This is a genomic window from Streptomyces violaceus (assembly GCF_036014075.1).
Lineage (GTDB): Bacteria > Actinomycetota > Actinomycetes > Streptomycetales > Streptomycetaceae > Streptomyces > Streptomyces violaceus.
The window spans coordinates 6,960,261-6,977,995 of the sequence record NZ_CP107911.1 but is presented as its reverse complement, the minus strand read 5'-3'; the positions used below and the strand labels follow the sequence as shown (position 1 = coordinate 6,977,995).

Sequence of the window (17,735 nt, the reverse complement as noted above, 5' to 3'; positions counted from 1 at the left end):
CGTCGTCGTGCGTGACCTGATCCGGACGGCCCCTAGTCCATCGTCGAGCCGATGGTCGTGGAGCCGGTCGTCAGGAACGTCGTCGCGGGGAGGGAGCCGTCCGCCTCGCGTGCTCCGTACGCGCCGGCCGCGTCCGTCGACCTGAAGGGCGGGGTGGCGACGCCGCTGTCCCAGTTGTTGCCGGCGGAGACCGTCGCGGAACCCCGCTTCACGGGGCCGCCCTTGTCCTTGACCGCGAGGTTCTTGCCGAGGCGGGCCTTGCCGGTGGCGAAGTAGAAGCCGTTCTGGGCGTTGGCGTACGCGGTGTTGCGGTTCAGGGCGATGGCGCCGGTGTTGGAGTTCTCGGTGAAGCCGTGCAGCGTGTTGTCCCAGGCCGCGTTGTTGTTGACGACGTGCGCGACGGAGGCGCCCCCGCCGCCCAGTTTGAAACCGTTGCCGTTGCCCTCGAAGGCCGGGTCGTTCCAGCGGTTCCTGCCGTTGCCGAAGGCCCAGGAGTGCTCGAGGGTGACCGGCGAGGAGAACTGCCAGAGGTCGAGGCCGTCGTCGGAGTTGTTGTACAGCCGGGCGCCCGTGATCCTGTTGCCCGTACCGGAGCCGAACTTCACGGCGATGCCGTCGGCGTTCTGGCCGTGTCCTGCCGGGTCGTAGTTGCCGTGGCTGTCCAGGTTCTGCACGAGGTTGCCGGTGGTGCCGTCGCCGCGCAGGGTGAAGCCGGAGTCGCCGTTGTCGGCGGTGACCAGGTTCCTGAACACACCGCCGGCCGAGGACGTGGCGACGAAGCCCTGGGCCGGGGCGTTGACGAAGGCCAGGTTCTGGACGGTCCAGTAGTCGCCGTAGAGGCCGGCCAGCCAGGAGCCGGCGGGCAGCTTGGAGCCGTCGATCCGCACCTTCTCGCTGCCGTACGGACGCAGGGTGATGCGTGCCGAACTCGTGCCGTTCGCCGTGGACTTGAGGGTCGCGGCCGGGTAGTAGGTGCCGCCGCGGACCTGGATGGTGGTGCCGGCGGTGGCGTTCTTCACGGCCGCTTCGAGCTGGGCCGCGGTGGAGACGGTGACCGCCGCCGAAGCGGCCTGCGCGCCACCGCTCGACAGCCCGAGGTAGACGCCGCCCGCCCCCGCGGCCATGGCCACGGCGGCGGCGATGGTGAGCGTACGGGTCCTGCGGTGGCGTCCGGTGCTGAGCAGCACGGAGCGTTCCTTTCCTGGGGAATGAGGTCCGGAAACGGTTCGGAGGGGCCCGCTCCGATCCGTTTCCGCCCAGCAGTCGCCGCCGTGCGGGGAAAGGGTTGCCGCCGTCACGTGCGGAGGTGTGCCCGGGTTCCGAAACTTTCGGAACCTCCGGCCTCATGCACACCCGTTGACGCACTGCCCCCGCCCGATGAAACTCCGAGAGCCGCTACCCAACAGAATCCCCCAGACTCCGACAGGAAGTGTCATGCGCCCCCGCACGCTTCTGCTTCCGTTCCTGGCCCTGACCGGCCTCCTCCTGACTCTCCTCACGGCGCCGCCCAGCACCGCAGACCCCGGAGCACCACCCGTGAAGCACTCCAAGTACGCCGGCTATCTCTTCGCCTATTTCACGGGTGAGGGCACCGCCGACGGCGAGCAGATCCGTTATGCCCTCAGCAGGGGCAACGACGCGCTGCACTGGCGTGAGCTGAACGCCGGCAAGCCGGTCCTGACGTCGACGATCGGTGAGAAGGGGCTGCGCGACCCGTTCGTGATCCGCTCCCCGAAGGGCGACAAGTTCTATCTGATCGCCACCGACCTCCGGATGTACAAGAACTCCAGCGGGAGCTGGGACGACGTCCAGCGGCACGGCAGCAAGTCGATCATGGTCTGGGAGTCCACCGACCTGGTCCACTGGACCGACCAGCGCCTGGTGAAGGTCTCCCCGGACACCGCGGGCAACACCTGGGCCCCGGAGGCCTACTGGGACGACAAGCTCGGTGAGTACGTCGTCTTCTGGGCGTCGAAGCTGTACGCCGACGACGACCCGGACCACAAGGGCGACACGTACAACAAGATGATGTACGCGACCACGAAGGACTTCCGCACCTTCAGCGAGCCGAAGGTCTGGAACGACCCCGGCTACTCGGTCATCGACTCCACGGTCGTGAAGCACAAGGACGAGTACTACCGCTACACCAAGGACGAGCGGGACCCCACCTCCTCCAGCCCCTGCTCGAAGTTCATCACCGGCGAGAAGTCGGCCTCCCTGACCTCGACGAAGTACGACTTCGTGGCGGACTGCATCGGCAAGGGCGCGATGGACCGCGGTGAGGGCCCGACGGTGTTCAAGTCGAACACCGAGAAGAAGTGGTACCTGTTCATCGACGAGTACGGCGGCCGCGGCTACCTGCCGTTCGAGACCACCGACCTCGCCTCGGGCAAGTGGACCCCGTCCACGAACTACCAGCTCCCGGCGAGCCCGAGGCACGGCACGGTGCTCCCGGTGACGCAGAAGGAGTACGACCGGCTGCTGGCGGCCTACCCGAGCACTCCCACCTCGGTGGTGGACGCGACGGCCAAGCAGCAGAAGGGCTACTCGATCGTCACGGACAGCGCCTCGAAGGTCGTGCTGCCGATGGAGCCCAAGGCCGACCTGCGCGGCCTCGCCCCGAAGCTGTGGGTCGGTGAGGGTGCCGAGCTGAGCCCGAAGTCCGGTACGCCCCGCGACTTCCGCACGCCGCAGAAGTACACCGTGACGGCCGCCGACGGGACCAGCCGCACCTGGACGGTCGAGGCGGTCCGCACCCGCAGCCCGATCCTGCCGGGCCTGAACGCCGACCCCGACGTGCACTATCTCAACGGCAGATACTGGATCTACCCGACGACGGACGGCTTCGAGGGCTGGAGCGGCACCAAGTTCAAGGCGTACTCGTCGAAGGACCTGGTCAACTGGAAGGATCACGGCGTCATCGTCGACCTCGGGCCGGATGTGAGCTGGGCCGACAAGAACGCCTGGGCGCCCGCGATCGCCGAGCGCGACGGCAAGTACTACTTCTACTTCTGCGCCGAGCAGCAGATCGGCGTGGCGGTGGCCGACTCCCCCGCCGGCCCCTTCAAGGACGCGCTCGGCAAGCCGCTGGTCGCCAAGGGCGGGGCGCTCAAGGGCCAGATGATCGACCCGTCGGTCTACACGGACGACGACGGTCAGGCGTACCTCTACTGGGGCAACGGCCACGGGTACGTGGTGCCGCTCAACGACGACATGGTGTCCTTCGACGCGTCGAAGGTGAAGGACATCACCCCGGACAACTTCCGCGAGGGCTCCTTCGTGATCAAGCGAAAGGGCACGTACTACTTCATGTGGTCCGAGGACGACACCCGTAGCGAGAACTACCACGTGGCGTACGCGACGGGACCGTCCCCGCTCGGCCCGTGGACCAAGCGCGGGACGATCCTTCAGAAGCGGCCCGAGTACGGCATCCTCGGCACCGGTCACCACTCGGTGGTGAACACGCCCGGCACCGACGACTGGTACATGGTCTACCACCGCTTCGCCCTCAACGGCCCCGGCCTGCCGGGCGGCGACGGCATGCACCGCGAGACCACCATCGACCGCATGGAGTTCGCGGCCGACGGCACGATCAAGCCGGTGGTGCCGACACTGGAGGGGATCAAGCCGGTACGGCGGTGAGCCTCACAGGACGTCGTCGAGCCAGTTGACGACCTCGTCCTGCATCGCGTGGGTGAAGACGTGGCCGAGCTCCGGCCACGTCTTCACTCGTATCCGCTCCTCCGCGTGGCGCGAGCGCCAGACGGCACGCAGCTTGTCGTACGCGACCCGTACGCCCTCGGCGGGGAAGAGCGTGTCGAGCCCGCCGTTCATGAACAGCATCGGTCTCGGGGCGGCGATGCTCGCCACGTCGGGGATGTCGAGATGCCGGGCGAGCCCCGGGTGGAGCATCCAGTACGCCGACTGCCCGCGCAGCGTGTTGTTGCCGGGCACCATCATCTCCTTCAGGCCGGTCATCCAGCACACGCTCGCGGCGGCCGCGATGTGGTCGCTGAGGGCGGCGGTCTGCCAGGCGCGGTAGGCGCCCATGGAGAAGCCGACGGCCGCGACCCGCCGGGCGTCCACCCGGTCGAGTCCCGCCAGGAAGGCGGCGGCCCGCTGGTCCTCCCGGGCCATGAGCCCGGCGAGCGAGGAGCCGAGGTTGTAGAAGTTGGACGCCAGCGCCTGCTGCTGCTCGTAGGCGAGGGGCCCGCGGTCGCCCCAGCCGAGCGCGTCCAGGCACAGCACCACATAGCCCCGCCGGGCCAGTTCGTCGCCGGCGAAGCGCCCGCTGAAGTACTTGTCCGCCCACGCCTGGGCGGAGGCGAGACGCGTGTCGTCGTACCAGGGCCGGACGAGCTTCTCCTTCCCGATGTCGAACTTGGAGCCGTGGTCGTGCAGGAGCAGCACGGCGGGGAAGGGCCCGTCGCCGTGCGGGGTGAGCAGGGCGCCGCGCACCCGCTCGTAGCGAGTGAGGGAGACGGTCACCAACTCGCGCGTGCAGTCGTGCCCCTGAGTTCGCCCGGTGTACTCCGGCGCGAACGGCACCCGGTCCTGTCGTTCGGCGAGGAGGTGCTCCTCGACCGTGGCCCGGGCGGTACGCCGCCAGGCGCGGAAGTCGCGGATGGGGGACGTCCCCCAGGCGAGCGGGAAGGTCAGCCGCTCCTTCAGCGCCGGGTGGAAGTCGGGCAGCGGGCCGTCCACGACGGCCGCCTCCGCCCCGGTCACCGCTCCCCCGGCCAGCAGCGCCGACCCCGCCCCGACCACGAAGCCGCGCCGGCCGAGCAGTTCATGGGCGTCCATACGGCCTCCCCGCTCCGGCGTGGCGCAGCACGTACCGTTCGACCGCCGCCGGGGACGTGAGGGCGCGGTAGTCGTAGACGTCGGCGGGGTCCCAGCCGACATCGCTCCCGAGACCGAGCCCGCTCGCCACGTCGTTCAGGCGGGCGGGCCGGCCGTTGAACCACGAGCCGGTGTCGCGGAACCGTTCACCGCCGTAGTCAGCGACGGCGGCGGACGGTCGGCCGCCCGGATAGCGGAAGACATTGCGCTCGGAGAAGATCGCGGACTCCACGCCGACGCCCAGGGCGTAGAGCGGTGCCCGCCCCCAATGGACGTTGTTGAGGACGTGCACCTGCCCGAAGCGGACGCGCGGGGCGCGCTGCACGATGCCGCTGAACAGGTTGCGGGCGAAGGTCACCTTGAGATGCCCCCGGTCCCGGTCGCCACGCCCGTCGCCCGAGCCGATGAGGAGCGCCTTGTCGTGGTCGTCGAACCGGCTGTCGGAGACGGTGACGAAGTCGGAGCCGTCCTCGATGTCCAGCAGCCCGTCGTGCCGCTGGACGCGCTCGCCGTGAAAGCCGAGGGGTGCCCGCCGGTCCGGGAAACGGCCGTCGGTGAAGGTGCAGTGGTCGATCCAGAGGTTCTTGCCGGTGATCACGGTCAGCGCGTCGAAGCGGGCGTTCCAGCTGCCGCTCGTGCCGTCGTCCGGGGACCAGCTGGTGAAGTGGTCGACGGGGGCCTCCAGATGGAGGTTGCGCACGATGATGTCGCTGCCGGTGTTGACGGTCAGGAACACCCCGAGCAGCCGGGCGTCGCGCCCCACGCCCACCAGCGTGGTGTTGCTCGGCACGGTGAGCTGGATCTGCGCCTTCTCCCTGTTCGAACCGGTCTGGCGCAGCTGCCGCTGCTGCTTGCAGTGCTCGAAGCGGGTGTCGGACCAGGCGGCGCCGTCCTCGCCGAAGCAGGACATGTACTTGCCGAGGTCGTATCCGGGCGCGTAGTCCTGCTCACCGAGCAGGGAACCGTCGTCGGCCTCGTGCCCGGAGATGTCGCCGACGACCCGGATCACCTTGGGCGCGGTGGGATCGCCGTCATTGGCGAGGGCCGCCTTGAGCTCGGCGCGGGTGTCCACCGTCCAGGTCCTGCCGCCCGCCCCGCCGTCGGTGCCGGATCCGGTCGAGGCCCAGCCGACGGGGACGCGCTCGGCGGCGGAGGCCGTGGGAGTAGGCCAGAGCAGGCACACGCCGAGGAGGAGCACCGCCGCCCTACGCACAGGGCCTCCAGTCACCGAGGTAGTTGTCCCTGGTGTGCGACATGGCCTGGAACTTGCCGAGTTGGGGCCGGTTCTCCGGTACGGAGACGGCGGCACCCGGCCCCGTGTTGCGGTACTCGGCGAACCGCATCGACTGCCACGGGTAGTTCTCGCGCATGTTGGTGTACGGGGTCACCGCGTCGATGCCGGGCCCGATCCGGGTCTCCCGCACGACCAGCGACGGCCAGGCCGTGGTCTCGTACGACGGCACCCAGGGCCGGGCCAGTTTGTACGCCGCGTCCCCGGCGCCGGAGGTGATACGGCAGCGGACGGCGAGGATGCCGTACGGGTTCGCCCGGGCCGTGGAGGGGGCGAAGACCATGCCCTTGGGCGTGAAGTCCACGTCCCGTGCCAGCGTGCGGAAGTGGCACTGCTCGAACACGGCGGTCGCCCGCCCGAAGACGAAGTCGACGTCCCCCTCGATGTAGCAGTGCCGGAAGTACTGCCGGTCGAAGGTGTCGAGGGCGGTGGTCTCGACGAAGAGGGTGTCCTGGTGGGCCAGGAGACGCACGTTCTCGAAGCGGGTGCGGTCGCCGTACGTGTACGAGGCGACCGCCTGGGTGCCCGTGATGTCGGGGTGGTCGGCGCGCAGCCAGTCGTTGGCCAGGGTCAGATCGCGGACGGTCAGCCCGGGGGCCGCGGAGGTGAAGGTGGCGGAGCCCGCCGTGCCGTAGGTGCCCGAGCCGTCCGGCTTGGGCGTGCCGTTGGCGTTGTCGTACACGATGACGGCGTCACGCGGGTCCCGGGTGGCGCCTCTGAGGGTCAGTCCGGCTTTCCGGGCCGGGATGCTGACGACCTCGCGGTACGTCCCCGGGTGCACGACGATCGTCCAGCCCGGGCCGTCCACGGCGTCCACGGCGGCCTGGACCGAGTCGCCCGGCCGGACGTGCAGGATGCGGCGGTCGGCCGAGGCGAAGGCGGGCGCGGCACCGGCGGCGACCAGGCCGCCGGCGAATCCGGTGAGGAGGGTACGCCGGTGCATCAGCAGGCCTCCTTCCACGGCTCCCAGTCGCCGAGGTAGGCAGCCCGGGTCGCGGACCGGGCCTGCTGGGAGGTGAGTTGGGGCCGGTTCGCCGGGACGGTGATCGTGGCGCCCGGACCGGAGTTGCGGTACTCGGCGAAGCGCTGCCGCTGCCATGGGTACGAGTCGGACATGTTGGTGTAGGGCGCGACCGCGTCGATGCCCGGGCCGAGCCGGGTGTCCCGGACGGTGAGCATGGGGCGGGCGGTGGTGTCGGAGCTGGGTACCCAGGGCCGGGCCAGCTTGTAGTGGCCGTCGGGGGCCTCGCTGCTGACGCGACTCCTGGTCACCAGGTAGCCGAGCGGATTGGCACCGGCCGTGGACGGGGCGAAGACGAAGCCGTACGGGGCGGCCGACAGGTCGGTGCGGTTCAGGGTCCGGAAGTGGCAGTGCTCGAAGACGGCGGTGGCCCGTCCGAAGACGAAGTCGACATCGCCCTCGGCGTAGCAGTGGGCGAAGTACTGGCGGGCGAAGGTGCCCAGCGCCATGGAGTCGGCGTACAGGGTGTCCTGGTGGCCGAGGAACCGGCAGTGGTGGAAGGCGGACCGGTCGCCCTGGACCTTGATGGCGACGGCCTGGGTGCCGGTGATCCCGGGGTGGTCGGCGCGCAGCCAGTCGTTGGCGAAGGTGATCCAGCGGGCGGTGAAGCCGTCGGCCTGCACGGTGGTGGTGGCGGAGCCGGTGGTGCCGTAGGTGCCGCCGCCGGGCTTGGCGGTCCCGGCCGCGTTGTCGTACACGATCACGACGTCACGGGGTTCCTCGCTCGCGCCGATCCAGGTCATCTCCGTACGGGCGGGATCGACGGCGACGGTCTGCCGGTAGACGCCCGGCGCGATGACCAGGGTGTATCCATCACCGCTCGCGGCGGCCACGGCGTCCCGGACGGTGGTGAAGTCACCGGCACCGCCCGGGTGGACGTACAGGGTCTTCGCGTCACGACGTTCGGCCGGTGAGCCGTACCGGCCGAACGGACGCGGACGGGTGCCGGCCCGCGCGGGGCCGGAGGCGAGGCCGAGGGCGGCGCCCGCCGAGGCGCTCGCGACGAGAAACCCCCGGCGGGAGAGGGAACGGTGGGGTTGCGAGAGCATGCGGCTGCTCCTTCGCGGTGCGGGTGGTGCCGGTGATGGGGGTGGCGGGAAGGGCCGGGGCGGGCGCACCCCGGGGCTAGGCCGTGTCCGCAAAGTCCCGCCTGCCCCGCGACGCCTGGCACGCACTCTCGCCGCACCGGGCGAACTCCCAAGTACATCCAGTACGAGGGACTCCACCCGGCGCACCGAGAGCACGCACCAGACGCCGCGAGGCCCGCCCTCCGGGCGGACGACGGGACTTTGCGGACACGGCCTAGGGGTGCGATGCGGGCCGCCCCGGCCGGTTCAGGGCAGGGTCAGCACACGCGGCCGGCGCCCGCTCGGGCGTTGACGATGCCCGGGACCGCCTTCGCCGGGTCGACACCGGCCCGCAGGCTGGGCGTCCAGCCTGCGCCTGACTGGAGCGTCTCCCCGGGGATCTCCGCGTTGTGCACGGCGATCAGGTCGACGGCCTTGCCGTTGACGTAGTTGCCGTTCGCGGTGACCGGCGCCTCGTTCCACTTCTTGAGGATCTTCCCCGTGCTGATGCCCTGCGCGAGCGTGAACGCGTTGTGCTCGGCGACGAGCCGGGACTCCTTGCCGATGCCGTAGACGTAGCCCCACTTCTGGCCCTTGGTGACCACGAAGTGGTTGTTGTACGAGTCGACCTGCCCGAACCGCACCCGGGGCGCCCGCTCGACGATGCCCTCGAAACGGTTGTGGTGCAGCGTGACCTTCAGCTTGCCCGTGTCGTCGGCGGTGGCGCTGTCGCTGTTGCCGATCAGCATGGTCTTGTCGTGGTCCTTGAACGAGTTCCAGGACACCGTCACGTGGTTGGAGCCGCGCACGACGTCGGCCAGCCCGTCGTGCTGCTGGTAGGTCTTGCCGAAGTAGGACGGCAGGGAGCTGTCGGGGTACCGGCCGTCGGTCAGGGTGTTGTGGTCGATCCACACATGGGTGGAGCCGTAGACGACGACCCCGTCGTACTCGGAGTTCCAGGCGCCGGTCTTGTTGTCGTCGGTCGGGTCCCACTGCGGGAAGCAGTCGACCGGGGCCTCCATGGTGAGGTTGCGGACGATGACGTTGTCGACGCCCTTGATCTGCAGGCTGCCGCCGAGGAGCCCGGAGTTCTTGCCCACGCCGATGATGGTCGTGTTGGCGGGCACGTTCGCCTTGATGGCCTTGTCCTGCTGGGCGGCCGAGGCGGCCCTCAGCTCCTCCTGCTCGCCGCTGACCGGCTTGTCGTGCCCCCAGACGGCGGGGTCGTAGTCCGCGAGGTACTTCTGGAAGTCGTACCCCTCGGCCTCGAACGCCTCACAGCCCTGGGAGACGGCGTCGATCATCCCCTTCACCTTGATGATCCTGGGCGCGGACCCGCCGTCCTTCAGGGCGGCCTTGAACTGCTCCCAGGTGGTGACGGTGTAGACATGCGCGGCATCGGCCGTGGCACCGCCCGTGGTGCCGGTGCCGTACGCGCCCCACCCGTCGTTCGTCCCGAGGGTCTGGCGAGCCGCGTCCCGGGGGCCGGCCTGCGCGGTGGTGCCGCTCAGGGACAGCACGAGCGCGGTGCACCCGACCAGGAGGGCGACTCTACCTATGACGTGATCATGACATTTCTGAATCTTCATGGTGCGGCTCTCTTCCTTCTGCGTCGAGGGGTGTTACGCGGCGGACTCGGGCCAGCTGATCCAGGACTCCGGAATCTCCGCCTCCAGCCGGCACACGTCGCGCGGCCCGAGCACCCGGGCCCGGAGCAGCTCCCGTGCCACGAGCCGGGCCACGGCGATCGCTCCCGGCGGATTGAAGTGCGTGTTGTCCTGCTCGGTCGCGGTCCAGTTGAAGTACTTCTTCGTCTCCTCGGCCCCGAGCTCCTGCCACAGGGCGAGCGACAGCGCCTGCATGTCGAGCAACGCGACCCGCTCCTCGGCGGCGAGCGCCCGCATGGCCGCCGGATACTCACCGTGCGTCGGCACGGCCTTCCCTGCCGTGTCGAACCTCCGCCGTTCGACGGCGGTGGCCAGCACGGGCCGCGCCCCACGGGCCCGGGCACCGTCGACGTACATCCGCAGATGGTCCTGATACGTCGTCCAGGGCTCGGTGTAGCGCGTCGGATCCTCGGCCTTCTCGTCGTTGTGAGCGAACTGGATGAGCAGGAAGTCACCCGGCTCGATCACATCGAGAATCGCATCGAGCCGCCCTTCGTCCACGAAGCTCTTCGAACTCCGCCCGTTCACGGCGTGATTGGAGACAAGCCGAGAGCGGTGAAGGAAGAAGGGGAGCGCCATCCCCCACCCGGTCTCGGGCGCGGCGGCAGCAAATTTCTGGGCGGCGGTGGAATCACCGGCGATGTAGAGGGTGCGGCGCCGATGCCCAGTGGCATGTGCCGTACCGGCAGCGGACAGGGCGAGAGGCACAGAGGCAACAGCTGCTGCAGTGACCTGTCTTCGACTCAAGGACACGCAGAGTCCTTTCCAACGCGGGGATGATCATTTTTTAGGGGCGCGGGGAACTGCGCGACAAGCCACGGGACGGCCCGCACCCGCAAACCACAGGCCGTCCCACGGCGAAGCCCAGAAAATCAACCGTTCTGCTGGTCCCACTCCTCCTGAGCCGCATTCAACTGCTCAGCCATCGTGTCCAGGAATTCCTTCGCACTCATCTTCCCGAGCAGCACCTTCTGGAAGTTGGGCTCGTTGTCAGCCTTGGAGATCGTGTTCCAGTCGGGCAGGTAGTACGGCAACTGCACAATCGTCGTCGACCCGTCCGACAACGCGTCAGCGGCCAGCTTCGTGGGCTCGGCCTTAGAAATCCACGCATCCGACGCCGCGTCCGTGTTCGACGGCACCTGCCCCGCCGCCTCGTTGAACCGCGAGTTCTCCGCCTTGGACGTCGCGAACTCGATGAACTTCCAGGCGGCCTCCTTGTTCTTGCCGCTCTTGAACAGCCCCAGCCCGTCGACGGGGTTGGACACCTGCACCCGCTTGCCGCCGGAGCCCACCGGCTGCGGAATACCCCGGAACTTCTCGCCCCCCAGCGCCTTCACATGGTCCTGGTACGACCCGAGGTTGTGATTCAGCATGCCGATCGTGCCGGAGTCCCACTGCGCGACCATCTTCGTGAAGTCGTTGTTGAGGTCGGCCGCCGGAGTGACCTTCTTGTACAGCGCCGCGTACTTCTCCAGCGCCGCCACGTTCTTCGGGTCGTTGAGCGTGGTCTTGTCGCCGCCGGCGTCCCAGAACGACGTGATCCCGGACTGCCCGTACATGGCGTCCAGCGCCTGGGCTATGGACCCGGAGCCACCGCGAATGGTGTAGCCGAACTCGTTCTTGCCCTTGTTCGTGAGCTTGTCAGCGGCCTCGAAGAACCGCTCCCACGTCGTCGGCTCTTGCAGTCCCGCCTTCTTGAACAGGTCGGTGCGGTAGTACAGCACACCGTTGTTCGCGGAGGTCGGAATCGAGTACAGCTTGTCGTCGCCACCGCCGGCCGCCTTCAGCGACTCGACCATGTCCTTGTTGAGCTTGCCGTTCAGCGAGGACTTGCCGAGCCGCTCGTCCAGCGGCTCGAGCGCGCCCTGCGCGGCGAACCCGGCGAGCATCGCCGCGCCCACACCGCCGACGTCCGGCAGACCGCCGCCCTGGAGGGCGGTGTCGACCTTGGACTGGTACTCGGTGGAGGCGATCCCGACGTACTCGACCTTGATGTCCGGGTTGGCCTTCTCGAAGTCGGCGATGATCTCCTTCCAGATCTCGGTGCGGACACCGCCGTTGTTGTCCCAGAAGACGATCTCGCCCTTGCCGCTGCCCTCGGAACCCTTGTCACCGCCCGCCCCGCTGCCGTCGTCGCCGCAGGCGGTGACGGTCAGGGCGAGCGCGGCCCCCAGGGCGACGGCCGTGGCGGCACGCCTGCTTCTGCGAATGCTGATCTTCATTGGTCGGCTCTCTTCTTCTGGATCCAACTGGCTGTGAACGTGCGGGGGGTCAGTGGTGGCGGGCGTACGGAGCCCAGTCGTCCGTGCCCTTGAGGTAGTGCGCGACGGTGTGCGTCCGCGCGGTGGCGTCGCTCATCTGCGGCCGGTCCGCGGTCACGCCCGCCCCGGCCCCGTGGTTGCGGTACTCGGTGAACCGCGCGTCCTTCCACGAGAACCCGCTCATGTCGGTCCACGGCGAGGACTTGACCGCGGCAGGCAGCTGGGTGTCCCGGATCAGGACCTGCGCGATCGCGTCCGGCTCGCCGCCCGGGTGCCAGGGCCGTCCGAGGTGGAAGGTCCCGGCGGGCGCGTCGCTCACGATCTTCGACTTGGTGATCAGGAACCCGTACGGGTTGCCCTTCCAGGTCGAAGCGGCGGTGATGTAGCCGTTGTTCGTGTCCGAGCCGCGGCTCAGCGCCCGGATCACGGACCGCTCGATCACCGTCGTGGCCCGGCCGTAGACGAAGTCGACGTCGCCCTCGATGTAGGAGTCGCGGACGTAGACCCGGCTGAGGGTGGTCAGCTTGGGGCTGTCGGTCATGAGGGTGTCCTGGTTGCCCAGGAACGCGGTGTCCTCGAAGACGATCCGGTCGCCGGTCGTCTTCATCGCCAGCGCCTGTTCGCCCTTCAGCTCGTGCGCGGCCTCGTCGAAGTCGTTGCTGAAGGTGAGGTTGCGTGCGGTGACGTCGTTCGCGGCGATCCGGACGGTGGCGCTCCCCGTGGAACCCCCGTACTCGGCGGGCGTGTCGAAGACGATGACGGTGTCGGAGCGCTCGCGTCCGGTCCCCCGCAGCAGGAGGTGCGGCTTGCTCGCGGGGATGTACACCTTCTCGCGGTAGGTGCCGGGGGCGACGGCGATCGTCACCGGGGTGTCGTTGCCGTCGGGCACGGCGTCCACGGCGGACTGCACGGTCGGGTAGTCCGCCGGTACGTTCAGCACGGCCGGACCGCCGATCCGCTTCTGCGGCCCGGAGAACCGCTTCACCAGCGCGGGCACGGCGGCGGCCGGGTCGAGCCGGTAGGCGTAGAACTCGCGGGGGTCGAAGGTCGTGCCCCAGGCGTCGTGCCGGCCCGTCGTGTTCCGCAGGATCGACCCGCGCTGCACCAGCTCGGCGGTGGCATCGGCCTGGTAGGGGTGCTGGACGCCGTCGTAGAAGCTGTTCTCGATGACCATCTTCGTCCGGCCGCGCGACCAGTTCCCGTACGTCCACACGGGGTCGCCGTCGGACAGTTGCGAGGACAGGTAGTTGTTGTAGAGGTGCGCGTAGGCGCAGTTGTCGGCGGACGGGTTGCGCTGCTTGGTGCCCGTGAACCAGTTGTGGTCGACCGTGATCTGGGTCTTGACGTTCGGGGTCCAGCCGATGCCGAAGGTCTTGTTGTTGTTCGTGAACCGGTTGTAGGAGACGGTGACGTACTCGCTGTCCTTGCGGATGTCGAGCTGGCCGTCGCAGATCCGCGAGAACCGGATGTGGTCGATCCACACGTGGTGGGCCGTGTCGAGGCGGATGCCGTCGTAGTCGGTGTCCTTGCAGTCCCAGTTGCCCTCGATGGCCGTGTCTCGGATCGTGAGGTTGCGGATGATGACGTTGTGCGTGCCGGGGTCGAGGGTGAAGCCGCCGTGCACGATCTCCGCGGTGTCGCTCACGCCGATGATGGTCTTGTCCGAGGCGACGGGTATCTCCGTGCCGAACGGGTCCATCTCCACAGCGCCCTTGACGCGGATGACGTAGGGCTCCTCGGCCGCCGCGTACTTCGCCAGCGCGGCCTGGTCGGTGACGGTGACGACCTTGCCGCCCGCTCCGCCGCTGGTGCCGCCGGCGAGCGAGGCGAAGCCGTGGGGCCGGTCTGTCCAGCGGTCCGCGGCGGGCACTGCCCTCGAGGGCGGGGCCGCGTGTGCGTCCCCGATCGCCCCGAGGCTCAGCGCGGCGACGAGGCCGAGCACGGCGGCCACGACCTTGCCGTGCCCCGGTCTCGACAAGCGCTTGCTACGGAAGTGCGTCATTGCGGCTCCCAACAGGCGTACGACGACAGGTGCGTTACGAGGGGCTGATCCGGAACCGGGTGAAGGTCGCCGCGCCGGCGTGTCCCTGACCGGTGGGTGCGACGGCGAAGAGGCCGAGCAGGGCGCCGACCCAGCGCCACGGGGTGGCGGCGAAGACCGGGCCCGAGGGCCGGAAGCCGTCGCCGGTGTCGGCCGAGAAGCGGCAGCGTGCGCCCGCGCCGATCTCGATCCGCAGCCGGGCCCGGCCCTCGGGCGCGAGCCGCGGGTGGGCGGCGTCGCGTTCGGCGTCCGCGACCGCCTCGGCGAACCGGTGCACGAGGTGCGCGGTCCCGTCCGTGCCCCGCTGGAGCCCGATCCAGCCGAACGCGTCCCCGAGGACGGCGAGCCCGGCCCGGGCCCCGGGCTCGTCGCTGTCGAGCCGCAACTCCACCTCGACGGTGCAGGGCGCGCCGGGCAGCCGCTGGGTGAGCACGCTGGGCAGCTTGCGCGGGTCGTGGGCGTCGGACGAGCGGACGCAGGTCAGCCTGAGCCCGTCCCCGGAGTGCTGGGTGGCCCAGCCGTCGCCCGGGTTGGCCGTCCACTGCCACTGGCGGCCGTACCGTCCGCCGGGGAAGTCGTCGTCGGTGGCGGGCGCCGCGGGCGGCTGCGGCGGCAGGTCGGGGCGGCGGTGTTCGGCGACGGGGGCGCCGTCGTCCCCGAGCACCGGCCAGCCTCCCCCACTCTCGGCTGCGCTCGAGCGGGAGGTGCCCCCATGACTCCAGCGCATCGGCTGGAGGTGCACCACCCGGCCGTAGGCGCCGCGCTGCTGGAAGTGCAGGAACCAGTCCTCGCCGGTCGCGGTGCGCACCCAGCCGCCCTGGTGGGGGCCGTTGACGTCGGTGTCCTTCTGCTCCAGGACGATCTTCTCCTCGTACGGCCCGAAGAAGCCGCGCGAGCGGAAGGCGCCCTGCCAGCCGGTCTCGACGCTCCCGGCGGGGGCGAGGATCCAGTACCAGCCGTCGTGCTTGTAGAGCTTGGGTCCTTCGAGGGTGAACCAGCCGGGTATGCGGTCGGCGTCGACGATCACCTTGCCCTCGTCGAGGAGTCCGGTGCCGTCGGGGTGCATCCGGTGCCCGGTGAGGCGGTTCTTGATGCCGGAGCGGGACTTGGCCCAGGCGTGCACCAGATAGGCCTCGCCGGTCTCGTCGTCCCACAGGGGGCAGGGGTCGATCAGGCCCTTGCCCGCCTTCAGCAGGTGCGGCCGGGTCCACGGGCCTCTGATCTCGGGGGCGTTGACCTGGAAGATGCCCTGGTCGGGATCGCCCCAGAAGATCCAGAAACGTTCGTCGTGATACCTCAGGGACGGGGCCCAGACGCCGCAGTCATGGCGGGGCCTCTCGAACTCCGCCGCCGGTTCCAGGCGTTCGAGGGCATGGCCGACCAGAGTCCAGTTCACCAGGTCACGGGAGTGGAGTAAGGGCAGTCCCGGGGCGCGGCCGAAGCTGGAGGCGGTCAGGTAGAAGTCGTCGCCGACGCGGACGACATCCGGGTCGGACCAGTCGGCGTCGAGGATCGGGTTGCGGTAGGTCTCGGTGTTCACGGGCTCACCGCCTTGCGGACGAGGGCCGCCGCGGCGTCCCGGCCGAGCCGGCCGTCGGCGACGACGGTGACGACGCGGCGGACGACGGTCTCGCCCGGCGGGATCGGCAGCCGCCCGTCGTGGGCCAAGGAGGAACCCACCCCGGGGTACTCCCCGGTGCGCACGAACCAGGGGTCGCGGCGGGTCTGTTCGGTGGCCCCGGCGAAGACCAGCGTCCAGCCGGAGCCGGTCAGGGCGATCCAGTCGGCGCGACGGCCGTGCGCCTCGGTCTCGCCCTCGGTGCCGGCGGTGAAGACGTCCGGGGGCGTGGCCTCCTTGCGGGCGCGCCAGAAGAAGCCGCCGTAGGCCGCGCCCGGGCGCCCGTTCGTCGCCGGGCTGCCGATCGACAGCGGGTCCTTGGTGACGTTGGTGAGGGAGAAGGTCAGGTCCAGGGCCCAGGCCTGGTCGGTGAGTTCGGTGGCCGCGACCGTACGGCGCTCGCGCAGCAGCTCGCCGCCCGCGGCCACCCAGCGCAGCTCCTCCACGAAGCCGTCCGGGTCACGCAGCTGGAACGTGACGTGCCGCTGGGTGCCGTGGTTGTCCAGCTCGGTCGGGCCCTGGTCGCGGACGTAGGTGCGCCCGCCCCAGAAGTTGAACCCCTCGACGTCGGGAACGGTTACACCGACGCCGAGGTGGTGTGCGTGGTCGGCGGGGCTCAGCTCGGTGACCGCCGTACCCGACAGGGTGGTGACGGGATGCAGGTAGGGGCGCGGGGAGAGCCGGACCGGCAGCTCGGGCCGGGTGACGTACCGGCCGACCGGCCGGCCCGCGACGCGCAGGACCGCGGTGTCGTTGCCGCTGGTCATCTGTTGCTCACCTCTTTCGGCAGGTGCTCCGCGGCCCAGGGGGCGCCGAGTTCGGAGTAGAGGGAGAGGGTGTCGGCGGCGGCCGCGACGAGTCCGTCGATGCCGGGTACGACACGGCGGTTCTCGTCGGGGATCCGGTGCCAGGCGGTGTCGGGCAGCGGCGCCGGATCGGGAGCCGTGCGGATGGCCTCCACGACCTTCATGAAGGCACCGGTCTCGTCCGGCGGGACCAGCAGGGCCGCGCCGGTGGTGAGGTGCGCGACGAGGTTCTCCAGCAGGTCGGTACGGCCGTGGTCGGACTCCTCCGGACCGTGCCCCGCGCGCTGGAGCAGCACCCGGTCCTGCTTGTACCAGAAGGTGATCCGGCCGGTGCTGCCGTGCACGAGGACGTACGGCTCGTCCGGCTCCTCGGCGCACAGCGTCGCGGCGACGGTCACCGGGTGGCCCTGCGTGGTGGTGATCCGGACGCAGGAGGTGTCGTCGGACTCGATGGCGTTGGCGCGCAGCAGCTCGGTCTCGATGCCGCTGACGTGCTCGGCGCGGGTGCTGCCGCCCAGGGCGAGGGCGGTGGCGACGGCGTGGGCGAGGGGGTTGGTCAGCGCCCCGTCGATCACGTCGACGCCGTTCAGCCGCCGCTTGCCCGCCCAGGGCGCCCGCCGGAAGTAGTCCTCGTCGCGCACCCAGGCACCGGCCCCGCCGAGCCCGACCAGCCGGCCGATCGCGCCCTGGTCGATCAGCTCGCGGATGGCCGGCAGGGCGTGCGAGCCCAGCGACTGGAAGCCGATCTGGCAGACGACCCCGGCCGCCGCGACCCCGTCGGCCATGCGGCGGAACTCCGCGTAGGAGGGGGCGGGCGGCTTCTCCAGCAGGAGGTGCACGCCCCGCTCGGCCGCCGTGAGCGCGAGGTCGGTGTGAGTCGGGATCGGTGTGCAGATCACGGCGATCCGCGCGCCGGTGGAGTCCAGCAGGGCACCGAAGTCGGCGGACTGCTCGGGCGAGCCCAGGTCGCCGAGCTCCTCCTCGGTCAGCGGCGTCAGCTCGCAGACGCCGGCCAGCCGTACGAGGCCCTGCTTCTGGAGCCGGCGGATGTTCTCGAGGTGCCAGCGGCCGTGGCCACGCGCACCGGCGAGGACGACAGGCAGAGGTGTGTTCATGGAGTC

Annotated in this window: 13 protein-coding genes; 1 reads left to right on the top strand and 12 read right to left on the bottom strand. The window is 70.0% G+C overall.

The window, feature by feature from the left end; translation table 11 throughout:
* Positions 1–32: 32 nt before the first annotated feature.
* Complete coding sequence (locus OG542_RS31360) at positions 33–1,187, bottom strand: right-handed parallel beta-helix repeat-containing protein (RefSeq protein WP_328415217.1); 1,155 nt, start codon at positions 1,185–1,187, stop codon at positions 33–35.
* A 247-nt stretch (positions 1,188–1,434) separates the two neighbouring features.
* Between OG542_RS31360 and OG542_RS31355 the strand changes: the two genes are divergently transcribed.
* Positions 1,435–3,642: a family 43 glycosylhydrolase gene (locus OG542_RS31355; protein WP_328415215.1), complete on the top strand. Its 2,208-nt coding sequence runs from the start codon at positions 1,435–1,437 to the stop codon at positions 3,640–3,642.
* A gap of 3 nt (positions 3,643–3,645) precedes the next feature.
* Here the strand turns inward: OG542_RS31355 and OG542_RS31350 are convergent, their stop codons facing one another.
* The 11 genes from OG542_RS31350 to OG542_RS31300 all read right to left on the bottom strand — a co-directional run bounded on the left by OG542_RS31350 (position 3,646) and on the right by OG542_RS31300 (position 17,729).
* Positions 3,646–4,803 carry a dienelactone hydrolase family protein gene (locus tag OG542_RS31350; RefSeq protein WP_328415213.1) on the bottom strand — a complete coding sequence of 386 codons (1,158 nt, stop codon included), beginning with the start codon at positions 4,801–4,803 and terminating at the stop codon, positions 3,646–3,648.
* Positions 4,790–6,055 carry a pectate lyase family protein gene (locus tag OG542_RS31345; RefSeq protein WP_328415211.1) on the bottom strand — a complete coding sequence of 422 codons (1,266 nt, stop codon included), beginning with the start codon at positions 6,053–6,055 and terminating at the stop codon, positions 4,790–4,792. The genes OG542_RS31350 and OG542_RS31345 overlap by 14 nt, the downstream gene beginning before the upstream one ends.
* A complete protein-coding gene (locus OG542_RS31340; protein WP_328415209.1) occupies positions 6,048–7,076 on the bottom strand; it encodes a pectinesterase family protein in 1,029 nt (342 codons plus the stop codon). The genes OG542_RS31345 and OG542_RS31340 overlap by 8 nt, the downstream gene beginning before the upstream one ends.
* A complete protein-coding gene (locus OG542_RS31335) occupies positions 7,076–8,203 on the bottom strand; it encodes a pectinesterase family protein (RefSeq protein ID WP_328415207.1) in 1,128 nt (375 codons plus the stop codon). Before OG542_RS31335 ends, OG542_RS31340 begins: the two co-directional genes overlap by 1 nt.
* A 296-nt stretch (positions 8,204–8,499) precedes the next feature.
* A complete protein-coding gene (locus OG542_RS31330; RefSeq protein WP_328415205.1) occupies positions 8,500–9,810 on the bottom strand; it encodes a pectate lyase family protein in 1,311 nt (436 codons plus the stop codon).
* 33 nt (positions 9,811–9,843) lie between these two features.
* Positions 9,844–10,641, bottom strand: coding sequence for a rhamnogalacturonan acetylesterase (locus tag OG542_RS31325; protein ID WP_328415203.1), 798 nt, complete (start codon positions 10,639–10,641; stop codon positions 9,844–9,846).
* Positions 10,642–10,760: 119 nt separating this feature from the next.
* On the bottom strand, positions 10,761–12,110 hold the full coding sequence (locus tag OG542_RS31320) for an ABC transporter substrate-binding protein (RefSeq protein ID WP_311124988.1): 1,350 nt from the start codon (positions 12,108–12,110) through the stop codon (positions 10,761–10,763).
* Positions 12,111–12,159: 49 nt separating this feature from the next.
* Positions 12,160–14,151, bottom strand: coding sequence for a pectinesterase family protein (locus OG542_RS31315; RefSeq protein ID WP_328415201.1), 1,992 nt, complete (start codon positions 14,149–14,151; stop codon positions 12,160–12,162).
* A 34-nt stretch (positions 14,152–14,185) separates the two neighbouring features.
* Positions 14,186–15,730 (bottom strand): glycoside hydrolase family 43 protein, encoded by a 1,545-nt coding sequence (locus tag OG542_RS31310; RefSeq protein WP_328415199.1) that lies wholly within the window; start codon positions 15,728–15,730, stop codon positions 14,186–14,188.
* Positions 15,727–16,575 (bottom strand): DUF6807 domain-containing protein, encoded by an 849-nt coding sequence (locus OG542_RS31305; RefSeq protein WP_328415197.1) that lies wholly within the window; start codon positions 16,573–16,575, stop codon positions 15,727–15,729. The genes OG542_RS31310 and OG542_RS31305 overlap by 4 nt, the downstream gene beginning before the upstream one ends.
* The gene (locus tag OG542_RS31300; protein WP_328415195.1) at positions 16,572–17,729 is read right to left on the bottom strand and encodes a Gfo/Idh/MocA family protein; all 1,158 of its coding nucleotides are present in this window, start codon (positions 17,727–17,729) and stop codon (positions 16,572–16,574) included. Before OG542_RS31300 ends, OG542_RS31305 begins: the two co-directional genes overlap by 4 nt.
* Positions 17,730–17,735 lie beyond the last annotated feature (6 nt).

Coding starts and splice junctions, on each gene's coding strand:
- OG542_RS31355 (WP_328415215.1), top strand. CDS start 1,435: ATGCGCCCCCGCACGCTTCTGCTTCCGTTCCTGGCCCTGACCGGCCTC.
- OG542_RS31350 (WP_328415213.1), bottom strand. CDS start 4,803: ATGGACGCCCATGAACTGCTCGGCCGGCGCGGCTTCGTGGTCGGGGCG.
- OG542_RS31340 (WP_328415209.1), bottom strand. CDS start 7,076: ATGCACCGGCGTACCCTCCTCACCGGATTCGCCGGCGGCCTGGTCGCC.
- OG542_RS31335 (WP_328415207.1), bottom strand. CDS start 8,203: ATGCTCTCGCAACCCCACCGTTCCCTCTCCCGCCGGGGGTTTCTCGTC.
- OG542_RS31330 (WP_328415205.1), bottom strand. CDS start 9,810: ATGAAGATTCAGAAATGTCATGATCACGTCATAGGTAGAGTCGCCCTC.
- OG542_RS31320 (WP_311124988.1), bottom strand. CDS start 12,110: ATGAAGATCAGCATTCGCAGAAGCAGGCGTGCCGCCACGGCCGTCGCC.
- OG542_RS31315 (WP_328415201.1), bottom strand. CDS start 14,151: ATGACGCACTTCCGTAGCAAGCGCTTGTCGAGACCGGGGCACGGCAAG.
- OG542_RS31305 (WP_328415197.1), bottom strand. CDS start 16,575: ATGACCAGCGGCAACGACACCGCGGTCCTGCGCGTCGCGGGCCGGCCG.
- OG542_RS31300 (WP_328415195.1), bottom strand. CDS start 17,729: ATGAACACACCTCTGCCTGTCGTCCTCGCCGGTGCGCGTGGCCACGGC.